Raw genomic sequence first — 12,001 nt, forward strand, 5'->3', positions numbered from 1 at the left:
GTTGCTGCTCGCCACGAGGCGCATGGTGGGCCCGGGACCGGGCACACAGCGGGTCATGTCGGACATACTGCCTGCTGTGGACCCCCGACCCGACCATCCCGTGGAGGCCGGCGCACCGCAGGCCGGCGACACCACCGAGAGCACCGTCACGGTGGTCGTCGCCGGCCTGTGCAACCTCGGCATCGCCGTGGCCAAGGCGCTCGCCGGCCTGGTCAGCGGCTCCGGCGCCATGCTCGCGGAGGCCGCGCACTCGCTCGCCGACACCGTCACCGAGGTGCTGCTCTTCCTCAGCCTCAAACGCAGCACCCGCCCCGCCGACGACACCCACCCCTTCGGCTACGGCCGGGAGCGTTACGTGTGGGCGCTGCTCGCCTCGTTCGCGACCTTCATCGGCGGCGCCGTCTTCTCGATCACCGACGGGGTCCGCACCCTGCTGCACGGCGAGGAACTCGGCAGCCCGACCGTCTCCTACATCGTGCTGGCCGTCGCCTTCGTCCTCGAGTCGGTGTCGCTCTCCCGGACGGTCCGCCAGGTCCGCGGCGAGGCCGGCCGGCTCGGGGTGACCGGCCGCCGCTACCTGCGCGCCACCCCCGACACCGCCGTCAAGGCGGTCTTCCTGGAGGACGTGGCCGCGCTGATCGGCCTCGTGCTGGCCTTCGGCGGGGTCCTCGGCACCGAACGGACCGGCGACTCGGCGTGGGACGGCGTCGCCTCGCTGCTGATCGGGGCACTGCTGGCCTGGGTGGCGGTGGTGCTGGCCCGTGCCAACGGCTCGCTGCTGATCGGCCGGGCGCTGCCGCAGAGCGCGGAGGACAGGATCGCCGAGACGTTGCGGGGGCAGCCGCGGGTGCGACAGGTGGTCGACCTGGTCACCCTGGTCAGCGGACCGCAGGACGTCCTGGTCGCGGCGAAGGTCGCCTTCGAGGAGCCCGCCACCGCACGGGACGTGGAACGCGCCTGCGAGGAGGCCGAGAAGGCGATCCGCGCCGCCCACCCGGCGGTCGCCCGGGTCTACCTCGACCCGACCCCGGGCCGTACCAAGGAGCTGTAGCGAGGGGAACGCAAGGGGCGCGGGGAACTGCGCGCGGCGGGGCCCCGGTCCGAAGACCGGCCCGCATCCGAATCGCGCAGTTCCCCGCGCCCCTGGGGTGCTGCCCCTTGAGCGCCGGCCCCGGCCCTAGGCGGCAGCCTTGGTGCGGCGGTCGTCGGGGGAGGGGTCGAGGGTGTTGAGGGCCTGGAGGATGGCCTCCACGCTCTGCTTGGCGTCGCCGAAGAGCATGCTGCTGTTCTCGCGGAAGAACAGCGGGTTCTGCACGCCCGCGTAGCCGGACGCCATCGACCGCTTGAAGACGACCACGTGGCCCGCCTCCCACACCCGCAGCACCGGCATGCCCGCGATCGGGCTGGTCGGGTCCTCCGTCGCCGCCGGGTTGACGGTGTCGTTGGCGCCGATGACCAGGACGACCGACGTGTCGGTGAAGTCCTCGTTGATCTCGTCCATCTCCAGCACGATGTCGTACGGCACGCGGGCCTCGGCCAGCAGCACGTTCATGTGCCCGGGCAGGCGGCCCGCCACCGGGTGGACGCCGAAGCGGACCTCGACGCCGCGCTCGCGCAGCACCCGGGTCAGCTCGGCGACCGGGTGCTGGGCCTGGGCGACGGCCATGCCGTAGCCCGGCGTGATGATCACCGAGTCGGCCTCGGCGAGCATCTGCGCGGTGTCCTGCGCGCTGCTCTCGCGGTGCTCGCCCTGCTCCGCGTCCTGCGCGGCGGGCGCCTCGATGCCGAAGCCGCCGGCGATGACGGAGATGAAGGACCGGTTCATCGCCTTGCACATGATGTACGACAGGTAGGCACCGGAGGAGCCGACCAGCGCACCGGTGACGATCAGCAGGTTGTTGTTCAGCAGGAAGCCCGCCGCCGCCGCCGCCCAGCCCGAGTAGCTGTTCAGCATGGAGACCACCACGGGCATGTCGCCGCCGCCGATCGAGGCGACCAGGTGCCAGCCCAGCAGCAGCGCCAGCACCGTCACCGCGATCATCAGGCCGAGGCTCGGGCTGATCGTGAACCACACCGTCAGCGCCGCGAACGCCACCAGCGCCGCCACGTTGAGCGCGTTCTTGCCCGGCAGCATCAGCGGGCTGGACTTGATCCGCGCCGACAGCTTCAGGTAGGCGACGATCGAGCCGGTGAAGGTGACCGCGCCGATGAAGATGCCGATGAACACCTCGGCGTGGTGGATGCGCAGCAGGTCCGAGCCGACCAGGGTCTGCGCGGCGCCGTGCTGCTCGACCTCCAGGTAGCTGTTCCAGCCGACCAGCACCGCGGCCAGGCCGACGAAGCTGTGCAGGACGGCGATCAGTTCGGGCATCTGGGTCATCTCGACCCGGCGGGCCCGCCACAGGCCGATCGCGCCGCCCGCGGCCATGGTGACCACGATCAGCGAGACCGCGCCCGCGGAGATGTCGTGCGCCGCGACCACCACGGTGGCCACGAGCGCGAGCGCCATGCCGGCGATGCCGTAGGCGACACCGGCCCGCGAGGTCCGGTGCTGGGAGAGCCCGGCGAGGCTGAGGATGAACAGCAGTGCGGCGACCAGGTCCGCGGCGTGGGCGGCCGTCGTGTACGTCATCGGTCATCGGCCCTTCGAGAACATGCCGAGCATCCGGCGGGTGACGGCGAATCCGCCGAAGATGTTGACGCTGGTCAGCAGGATCGCCACCGCGGACAGCACGGTGACCACCGCGTTCTCGCGCCCGATCTGCAGCAGCGCGCCGATCACGACGATGCCGGAGATCGCGTTGGTCACCGACATCAGCGGCGTGTGCAGGGCGTGGTGCACCTTGCCGATCACGTAGTAGCCGATCACCACGGCGAGCGTGAACACCGTGAAGTTCTCGGCCAGTTGGGCCGGGGCGAAGGCGACCAGCAGGAACATCGCGAGCATGCCGAGCCCGACCAGGCCCAGCCGCGCCCGCACCGAGAGGCCGGACGGCTTGGCGGCGACCGGTGCCGCGGGGGCGGCCGGTGCGGCGGCGGCCGGCGCCGCGGAGACCTGGACGGGCGGCGCCGGCCAGGTCAGTTCGCCCTCGCGGACGACCGTCACCGAGCGCTGGACGACGTCCTCGAAGTCCAGCGCCAGCCGGCCGTCCTTGCCGGGCGTGAGCAGCTTCAGCAGGTTGACCAGGTTGGTGCCGAACAGCTGCGAGGCCTGGGCCGGCAGCCGCGAGGCGAGGTCGGTGTAGCCGATCAGGGTCACCCCGTTGTCGGTGACCACCACCCGGCCGGCCACCGTGCCCTCGACGTTGCCGCCCTGCGCGGCGGCCATGTCGACGACCACGCTGCCCGGGCGCATCGCCGCGACGTCCTCGGCGGTGATCAGCCGCGGCGCCGGACGGCCCGGGATGAGCGCCGTGGTGATGATGATGTCCACGTCCGCGGCCTGCTCGTGGTAGAGCGCCGCGGCCGCCCGGTCGTAGTCCTCCGAGGTGGCCTTGGCGTAGCCGTCGGTGCTGCGCTCCTGCTCCACGTCGACCGAGAGGAACTCGCCGCCGAGCGAGCGGACCTGGTCGGCGACCTCGGGCCGCGGGTCGGTGGCCCGGACGACCGCGCCGAGGCTGCTGGCCGCGCCGATCGCGGCGAGGCCGGCCACACCGGCGCCGGCGACCAGCACCTTCGCCGGCGGTACCTTGCCGGCCGCGGTGACCTGGCCGGTGAAGAACCGGCCGAAGACGTGCGCGGCCTCGATGACGGCCCGGTAGCCGGCGATGTTCGCCATCGAGCTGAGCACGTCCATCGACTGCGCGCGCGAGATGCGCGGCACCGCGTCCAGGGCCAGCGCGGTCACCGGACGCTGCGCCAGCAGGTCGACGAGTTCCTTGTTCTGGTTGGGGCCGAGCAGGCCGACCAGGGTCGCGCCGTCGCTCAGCCGGGCGACCTCCTCGGCGGAGGGCGCGTTGACCTTCAGCACGACGTCCGCGTGCCAGGCCTCGCCGACCTGCGCACCCGCGTCGCGGTAGGCGTCGTCGGTGAACCCGGAGGCCGAACCGGCCCCGGACTCGACGACGACCTCGTAGCCCAGGGCCAGCAGCTGACGCACCGTGGCCGGTGTTGCCGCGACCCGGGTTTCCCCGGAGGCCGACTCCGCCACGACGCCCAGGCGCTGCGGTGGAGGGTTGGCCGGTTCGTGAGCAGACATGACACCTGTCTCCCTTGTCGGAGGCGCGGCCGGCGGCGGGTCTTCCGCGGTCGGCCGTTGCCAGGATTCTGCGATCTGGGGGAGCCCGCACCCCTGGTCGCAGGAACGTACACCCCTGCAACAGGCCGTGACGACGGCCCCTCCGGTGACCTTCCTCACGTGGACATCAGGCCCCGGAACAGCAAACACCGGCCCCGGCGGAGCGCCGGGACCGGTGTTCTGAGGTCGGGTCGGACACCGACCGTCGGTGCCGGCTACGCGAGATCGAACCGGTCCAGGTTCATCACCTTCACCCAGGCGGCGACGAAGTCGTCGACGAACTTCTGCTTCGCGTCGTCGCTCGCGTAGACCTCGGCGAGCGCCCGCAGTTCGGAGTTGGAACCGAAGACGAGGTCGGCGCGGGTGCCCGTCCAGCGGACGGCGCCGGTCGCGGCGTCCCGGCCCTCGAAGGTGTGCGCGTCCTCGGAGGTGGCCTGCCAGGTCGTGCCGAGGTCGAGCAGGTTGACGAAGAAGTCGTTGGTGAGCGAGCCCGGCGTCTCCGTCAGGACGCCGTGCGGCGAGTCCTGGTGGTTGGCGCCCAGCACCCGCAGACCGCCGACCAGCGCCGTCGTCTCGGGGGCGGTCAGGGTGAGCAGGTTCGCCCGGTCGAGCAGCAGGAACTCGGCCGGCAGCCGGTTGCCCTTCCCGTGGTAGTTGCGGAAGCCGTCGGCGGTCGGTTCGAGCGCGGCGAACGACTCGGTGTCGGTCTGCTCCTGCGAGGCGTCGGTGCGCCCCGGCGCGAACGGCACCTCGACGGCGAAGCCGGCCTTCTTCGCGGCCTGCTCGACGCCGACGCCGCCGGCGAGGACGATCAGGTCGGCGAGGGAGATCTGCGCGCCGCCCGGGCGGGCCTCGTTGAAGGACGTCCGGATGCCCTCCAGGGTGCGCAGCACCGGCGCCAGCCGGTCGGGGTCGTTCGCCTCCCAGCTGCGCTGCGGCTCCAGGCGGATCCGGGCGCCGTTGGCGCCGCCGCGCTTGTCGCTGCCGCGGAAGGAGGAGGCGGCCGCCCAGGCGGTGGAGACCAGCTGGCCGACCGTCAGGCCGGAGCCGGCGATGTCGCCCTTGAGCGCGGCGATCTCCGCGGCGCCGACCAGCGGGTGGGACACGGCGGGCACCGGGTCCTGCCAGAGCAGCACCTCGGAGGGCACCTCGGGGCCGAGGTAGCGCACCACCGGGCCCATGTCGCGGTGGGTGAGCTTGTACCAGGCGCGGGCGAAGGCGTCGGCGAAGGCCGCCGGGTCCTCCAGGAAGCGGCGCGAGATCGGCTCGTAGACCGGGTCGAGGCGCAGCGAGAGGTCGGTGGTGAGCATCGTGGGGGCGTGCGTCTTCGACGGGTCGTGCGCGTCGGGGACGGTGCCCGCGCCGCCGCCGTCCTTCGGCTTCCACTGGTGGGCGCCGGCGGGGCTCTTGGTGAGCTCCCACTCGTGGCCGAAGAGGGTCTCGAAGAAGCTGTTGTCCCAGGTGACCGGGGTGGCCGTCCAGGCTCCCTCGAGGCCGCTGGTGATCGCGTCGCCGCCCTTGCCGGTGCCGTGGGTGCTGCGCCAGCCGAGGCCCTGCTGCTCCAGCGGGGCGTCCTCGGGGTCGGCGCCGACGCTGTCCGCCGGGCCGGCGCCGTGGGTCTTGCCGAAGGTGTGGCCGCCGGCGATCAGGGCGACGGTCTCCTCGTCGTTCATCGCCATCCGGCGGAACGTCTCGCGGATGTCGCGGGCCGCGGCGATCGGGTCCGGGGTGCCGTTCGGGCCCTCCGGGTTGACGTAGATGAGGCCCATCTGGACGGCGCCGAGCGGGTTCTCCAGGTTGCGGTCGCCGGTGTAGCGCTCGTCGCCGAGCCAGGTCTGCTCGGGACCCCAGTAGACGTCCTCCTCCGGCTCCCAGACGTCCTCGCGGCCGCCGCCGAAGCCGAAGGTGGTGAAGCCCATGTCCTCCAGGGCGACGTTGCCGGCCAGGATCATCAGGTCGGCCCAGGAGATCTTCTGGCCGTACTTCTTCTTGACCGGCCACAGCAGACGGCGGGCCTTGTCGAGGTTGGCGTTGTCCGGCCAGCTGTTGAGCGGGGCGAAGCGCTGCTGGCCGGCGCCCGCGCCGCCGCGGCCGTCGCTGATCCGGTAGGTGCCGGCGCTGTGCCAGGCCATCCGGATCATGAACGGGCCGTAGTTGCCGTAGTCGGCCGGCCACCAGTCCTGCGAGGTGGTCAGCACCTCGGAGACGTCCCGCTTCACGGCGGCGAGGTCGAGCGAGGTGAAGGCCGCGGCGTAGTCGAAGGACCCGCCGAGGGGGTTGGCCTCGGCGGGGTTCTTGGCAAGGATCCGCAGGTTCAGCCGGTTCGGCCACCACTGGCGGTTGCCGCCGCCCTGGGTCGGATGAGGGGCTCGCCCGTGTACCACCGGGCAGCCGCCGGTCCCCTCCGTCTTCGCGTCGGTGACGATTGCGTCAGGGTTCTCGGACATGTGAATCCTTCCAAGCTGGACGATCAGTTCCGAAGATGGGTCGGCCGGAAGAAGCGCGCGCACCCGGACCGGCGGGCCCGGGCACCGGGATCCCGTCCCGGGCGGGCGTCGGACCGGCCGCGCCCGCGGTCACCGGAGCCCTGCGGCCGGCGCGGGACGCATCCGTCCCCGTCGTCCGGCGGGCAGCCACGAGCATCAACGTCAGGTCGTCCTCTTCCGTTCAGCAGTGCCGATTTCGACCCTACATTAGACCTTGTCTAAGTCAACGCCGACACAAAACTTCAGCCGATTCCAGCCGCCTGGTACCCTCCCCCCATGAGTGACCTGTTGGAACGGCTCCGGAACCGCGGCTGGCGGCTGACCGCACAGCGGCGGGTCGTCGCCCAGGTCCTGGACGGCGACCACATCCACTACACGGCCGACGAGATCCATGCCCGCGCGGTGGAAATGCTGCCCGAGATCAGCCGCGCCACGGTCTACAACACGCTGGGCGAGCTGGTCTCGCTCGGCGAGGTCATCGAGGTCAGCACCGACGGGCGGGCGAAGCGGTACGACCCCAACGCCCACCACGCCCACCAGCACCTCGTCTGCCAGTCCTGCGGCACCATCCGCGACGTCCACCCGACCGGGGACCCGCTGGCCTCGCTGCCCGACGGCGAGCGCTACGGCTTCACCCTCTCCGGCGTGGAGGTCACCTTCCGAGGTCTCTGCCCCAGCTGCGCCCAGGTGCAGTAGTCCCCCGCCCAGGTGCAGTAGTCCCCGGCGATTCCCGACAGTAGTTCACCCGATCGGGTGAGTCGGTGTCGGTCGGGGCCGGTTCACCCCAGCGGTTCTCCCAGCGCCCAGCCCCCGGCGAGCAGGGCGTCCACGGCCGTCAGCGCCCGCTGCAGCCGCTCGACGCGGTCGCCCCGCAGCTCGATCCACGGCACCGCTCCGGCCGTCAGCACCTCGCGGAACCGGCCGGTCATCCACGGGCGCAGGTGCTCGCCGTCGCGCAGCCCGTCGTCGTCGAAGGCCACGCCGTCGTCCGAGGTCAGCAGGTACAGCGCGCGCGGCGGCATGCCCGCGGCGAGCCGGCGGACCGGCCCGGTGGCGCGGCCGCGGTAGCGCTCCTGCCAGACCGTGGTGGCCAGGGTGTCGGTGTCGCAGACCAGCACCGGACCGCCGCAGCGGGCCGCGCGCTGCTCGGCCTCGTTCTGGCGGCGGCCGACCAGCTCGAAGTCGGCGTCCGTCCACTCCAGGTCGAACACGGACGGCACCGGACCGCCGGGCCGGGCGCGGCCGCGCGCCACCGCGAGCTTCGCGGCCGTGAGCTCCCGGCCGTACTCGGGCACCCAGCGGGTCGCCGCGTGCGGACCGCCGCGGCCGCGGCGGGCGGCCGCCAGATCGCGGGAGAGCGTGGTGGTGCCGGTGGACTCCGCGCCGAGCACCACCACCCGGCGGGCGAACCAGGCCCGGACGGGCGGCTCCAGGTCGTCCCAGTGGCCGACCGGATCGGCCCGGACCTTGGTGCCGGACACGGCGAAGGTGTCCCGCGGCACGTCCAGCAGCACCGGCGCGGCGTCGAACCGCCGGGCGAGTTCGGTGCCGTACGGCTCCGAGCTGAACACCGCGTCCACCGGCGGCGCGGGCGGTGCCGCGGCCACCGCCTCGCGCATCAGCGCGACGTGCCCGGCCCAGGCCTCGTCGCTCCCGTAGTCGACCGGCAGGTCGTCGGCGATCCCGGCGACGGCGACGTGCGGCTCACCCGCCCAGTGCTCGCGTATCCAGGCGACCCGGTCGGCCAGCGGCACCGACTCGCACGCCGCCGCCATCACCACCACGGTGACCCGCTCGCAGGCGTCCGCCGCCGAACGGATCAGGAAGTGGTGGCCGGCGTGCGGCGGGTAGAACTTGCCGATCACCAGGCCGTGGGCGAACCGGCCGCCGTCGGCCGTGGCGCCGCTCATGCCGGCACCCCCGCCGGGGCGGCAGCCGGACGGGCGGCCGCGGTGAGCTCGCGGTGCCAACTGCGCAGGCCCACCCCGCACAGGGCGAGGAAGAGCACGTACACCGCGGCGGTCAGCACCAGGTCCTTGGCCGCGTACAGCGGGATGTAGACCAGGTCGGCGGCGATCCAGAGGTACCAGTTCTCCACCTGCTTGGCGTTCAGCAGCCACTGGGCGGCGAGCGACAGGGCGGTGGTGAGGGCGTCCCAGAACGGCGCGCTGTCGCCGGCCCGGGTGAGCAGGACGGTCAGCCCCCAGGTCGCCGGGACGAGCAGTGCCGCCAGCACCAGGAGCGTGGTCGGCGAGGCGTGGCCCATCGGCCGCCCGGTGTGCCGTTCGCCGCCGCGCAGCCAGCGGTACCAGCCGTGCGCGGCCAGCAGCAGGAAGACGATCTGCAGCGCGGCGTCGGCGTAGAGCCGGGCGCTCCAGAACAGCGCGAAGAAGAACAGGTTGTTGGCGATGCCCACCGGGAAGTTCCAGGAGCTGGCCCTGACGCACAGCCAGACGCAGACCGCGCCGGTGGCGAAGCCCAGCAGTTCGGCCGTGGTGACGGCGTCGTGGCCGAGCAGGAAGAGTTGGTGGTTCAGCGGTGCGAGCAGGTCGGCCAGGGTGTCGGCGACGGACACGGGTTCCCCCTTCAGGAATAGCGTCAGGGTGACGATAAGGGGTGGCCGGTCGATCCCGCAACGCCCTTCCGGCAGGTCGGGGCGGGTCGGGGGCCCGGACGCCCGCTGCGCGCGGACCGTTCGCCCACCGCCGGGAAGGTCCACGGACCTGCCGGGGCGAGGCCGCCGCCGGCTGACCGGACGCCGGGCCGGCCGACGCCGCGGTGGTGTGTCGCTGCCGGGCCCGGTGCGCCGCGGCGTCGATACTCCGAAGCGATGCGGAGGAGAGGGCGCCGATGGAGTTCCTGGTCGACATGGTGACCACCGTCCCCGACGGCACGTCCGAGGAGGCCGTCGCCGACATGCGGGCACGGGAGGCCGTCCGGGCACGGGAACTCGCCGCCCTCGGACACCTGGTGCGGCTGTGGCGACCGCCGCTGGCACCGGGGGAGTGGCGCAGCTGGGGCCTGTTCGACGCACCCGACGCGGAGCAGCTGGAGCAGCTGCTCGCCTCCATGCCGCTGCGGGCCTGGCGCCGGGACACCGTCACCCCGCTCACCCCGCACCCCAACGACCCCGGCCCCGGGGCCGCCCGATGAACGGCGGACCCGGCGGCGAGCAGGACCTGCGCGGCGTGCTCGACCGGTGGAAGGCCGCCGTCGACGCCCACGCACCCGAGCTGGTCGCCGCCTGCTTCACCGAGGACGCGATCTTCCAGGGCCTGCACCCCTACACCGTCGGCCGCACCGGCATCGCCGACTACTACCGCGCGCAACCGCTCGGCATGACCGCCCACTACCGGATCCTGGAGACCCGCCGCCCCGCCGACGGCCTCCTCCTCGGCTGGCTCGCCGTCGACTTCGCCTTCACCGACCGCCCCACCCTGAGCGTGCAGCTCGGCGTCCTGCTCCGCCGGACGACCGACGGCTGGTCCATCGGCCACTACCAGGTGTCGCTGCTGCCTTGACGCCCCCGCAGCCGCGACGGACGGGCGGCGGGCGGGGTCGGGCCGGGACAGATCTGCCCATGGCCACGGGGCCGTTCTGCCCCTTGGGGGCCCGGGCGGCCGACGGAAGAATGGTGCGGCGGGGACGAGACATCCGAACCGAGGAACCCGCCATGAAGCACCTCTGCACGTTCGTTCCACCCCACGTCATCGAGCACATCGCCCGCGTCCAGGGCCGGGAGAGCCTGGAACCCACCCCCGCCCAGCGCACCGCCGTGGTGTCCGCCCAGTTCCGCAAGGCCCGCCGGCTGGGCACCCCGGACGTTCCCGCGGCCACCGTGCCCCCCGAGGCTCCGAAGATCACCGCCGTGGCCGGCGTGACCGTTCCGGCGCCCGGAACCGCGGGCCGGGAGATCTACGACGACCAGCACGAAGCCACCTACAGCACCACCCTGATCCGTGGCGAGGGCGACCCCGCGGTGGCCGGCCTCAACGCCGACGTGGCCTACGACAACCTCGGCTCCGTCCGCGAGTTCTACAAGAAGATGCTCGGCCGGAACTCCATCGACAACGCCGGACTGGACCTCGCGGCGCACGTCAACTTCGACCACGACTTCGCCAACGCCTTCTGGGACGGCGAAGCCCAGGTGATGGTCTTCGGCAACGGCGACAACGTCATCTTCAAGGACCTCACCGGCGACCTCGACGTCTCCGCGCACGAGCTCACCCACGGCGTCACCCAGTTCACCGCCGGCCTCAACTACACCGACGACCAGAGCGGCGCGCTCAACGAGTCCTTCAGCGACATGATCGGCTCCGCCGTCGACGCCTGGGCCAACAACCGGGACGCCGACAGCCACAACTGGCTCATCGGCGACGAGATCATGGCGGACAGCCTCGCCGGCGAGGCCCTGCGCAACATGGCCGAACCCGGCTCCGCCTACGACAACCCGGTCATGGGGCGCGACCCGCAGCCCCGCGACATGAGCGGCTACTCCGAACCCGCCGACCCGCACCTGATGTCGGGCATCACCAACCGGTGGTTCTACCTGATCTGCAAGGAGATCGGGCTCGACGCGGGTACGCTGATCATGTACCAGACCCTGCAGAACCTCTGGCCGACCGCCGGATTCAACGACGCCGCCGTGGTGGCCGCCGCCCAGGCACGGATCCTGGCCGAGACCAAGCAGGTGCCGCCCGAGGCTGCTCAGGTGGTCCGCGCGGCCGCCCGCCAGCAGGGCTTCTGGTAGACCGCCGGCCCGGGCGAAGGAGAACGACGTGGTGCGCGTGTCCCTGGAGCGCAGCGGTGGCTTCACCGGCCTGCGCACCACCTCCTCGCTGGACACCGACGAACTGGCCGGGCCCGAGGCCGACGCCGCCCTCCAGGCCCTGGAGGCGGCCGGGCAGGCCCGGGAGGCGGCCGGCCCGAGCAGATCGGCGAGCCCCTGCAACACGGTGGCGGCCGCGGCGGCGGCGCGCTCGTGCGGCCGCAGCAGCCAGCCCTCGTACGGTGATCCGCCGCGGGCGCCGATCGGGACGGCCCAGGCGGTGCCCCCCTCCTCGCCGGCGTCTGCCGTGCCCGTCCGGGCGAGCACCCGGCCGCCCGCCGTGGCGATCGAGCAGTCGGGCAGGCCGAGCCGGGCCGCGGCGAGGTCCAGCAGCCGCTGCGGCGGGGTGTCGCCCTGCAGCAGGGCCGCGAGCTCCCGGCGGACGCCCTCCGGCACCGCGGCGGCGCCGTGCGAAGAGGCCTGCAGGTCGCCCCAGAGTCGCAGGTAGAT

General features: G+C 72.9%; 11 protein-coding genes. 6 read left to right on the top strand and 5 right to left on the bottom strand.

What is annotated here, in order from left to right; all coding sequences use genetic code 11:
- The first annotated feature begins 55 nt into the window (after positions 1-55).
- A complete protein-coding gene (locus tag ABD353_RS02410; protein ID WP_425555059.1) occupies positions 56-1,051 on the top strand; it encodes a cation diffusion facilitator family transporter in 996 nt (331 codons plus the stop codon).
- Between the two features lie 126 nt (positions 1,052-1,177).
- Here ABD353_RS02410 and pntB read toward each other — a convergent pair whose 3' ends face one another.
- The 3 genes from pntB to katG all read right to left on the bottom strand — a co-directional run bounded on the left by pntB (position 1,178) and on the right by katG (position 6,684).
- Entirely contained in the window at positions 1,178-2,632 is a 1,455-nt protein-coding gene (gene pntB / locus ABD353_RS02415) for a Re/Si-specific NAD(P)(+) transhydrogenase subunit beta (protein WP_344621741.1), read from the bottom strand.
- A gap of 3 nt (positions 2,633-2,635) precedes the next feature.
- A complete protein-coding gene (locus ABD353_RS02420) occupies positions 2,636-4,198 on the bottom strand; it encodes a Re/Si-specific NAD(P)(+) transhydrogenase subunit alpha (RefSeq protein ID WP_344621742.1) in 1,563 nt (520 codons plus the stop codon).
- A gap of 254 nt (positions 4,199-4,452) precedes the next feature.
- A complete protein-coding gene (gene katG / locus ABD353_RS02425) occupies positions 4,453-6,684 on the bottom strand; it encodes a catalase/peroxidase HPI (protein ID WP_344621743.1) in 2,232 nt (743 codons plus the stop codon).
- Positions 6,685-6,999: 315 nt separating this feature from the next.
- Between katG and ABD353_RS02430 the strand changes: the two genes are divergently transcribed.
- Positions 7,000-7,419 carry a Fur family transcriptional regulator gene (locus tag ABD353_RS02430; RefSeq protein WP_344621744.1) on the top strand — a complete coding sequence of 140 codons (420 nt, stop codon included), beginning with the start codon at positions 7,000-7,002 and terminating at the stop codon, positions 7,417-7,419.
- 83 nt (positions 7,420-7,502) lie between these two features.
- Here the strand turns inward: ABD353_RS02430 and ABD353_RS02435 are convergent, their stop codons facing one another.
- Positions 7,503-8,633 (bottom strand): AAA family ATPase, encoded by a 1,131-nt coding sequence (locus ABD353_RS02435; protein WP_344621745.1) that lies wholly within the window; start codon positions 8,631-8,633, stop codon positions 7,503-7,505.
- A complete protein-coding gene (gene pnuC / locus ABD353_RS02440) occupies positions 8,630-9,298 on the bottom strand; it encodes a nicotinamide riboside transporter PnuC (protein WP_344621746.1) in 669 nt (222 codons plus the stop codon). The genes ABD353_RS02435 and pnuC overlap by 4 nt, the downstream gene beginning before the upstream one ends.
- A gap of 275 nt (positions 9,299-9,573) precedes the next feature.
- Between pnuC and ABD353_RS02445 the strand changes: the two genes are divergently transcribed.
- From ABD353_RS02445 to ABD353_RS02460, 4 genes are all read left to right on the top strand, one after another.
- Positions 9,574-9,876 (top strand): muconolactone Delta-isomerase family protein, encoded by a 303-nt coding sequence (locus ABD353_RS02445; RefSeq protein WP_344621747.1) that lies wholly within the window; start codon positions 9,574-9,576, stop codon positions 9,874-9,876.
- Positions 9,873-10,244: a nuclear transport factor 2 family protein gene (locus ABD353_RS02450; RefSeq protein ID WP_344621748.1), complete on the top strand. Its 372-nt coding sequence runs from the start codon at positions 9,873-9,875 to the stop codon at positions 10,242-10,244. The genes ABD353_RS02445 and ABD353_RS02450 overlap by 4 nt, the downstream gene beginning before the upstream one ends.
- A gap of 152 nt (positions 10,245-10,396) precedes the next feature.
- Positions 10,397-11,473 carry a M4 family metallopeptidase gene (locus tag ABD353_RS02455; protein ID WP_344621749.1) on the top strand — a complete coding sequence of 359 codons (1,077 nt, stop codon included), beginning with the start codon at positions 10,397-10,399 and terminating at the stop codon, positions 11,471-11,473.
- A 28-nt stretch (positions 11,474-11,501) separates the two neighbouring features.
- Positions 11,502-11,999, top strand: coding sequence for a hypothetical protein (locus ABD353_RS02460; protein WP_344621750.1), 498 nt, complete (start codon positions 11,502-11,504; stop codon positions 11,997-11,999).
- Positions 12,000-12,001: the final 2 nt, after the last annotated feature.

The organism is Kitasatospora arboriphila (assembly GCF_039528095.1).
Lineage (GTDB): Bacteria > Actinomycetota > Actinomycetes > Streptomycetales > Streptomycetaceae > Kitasatospora > Kitasatospora arboriphila.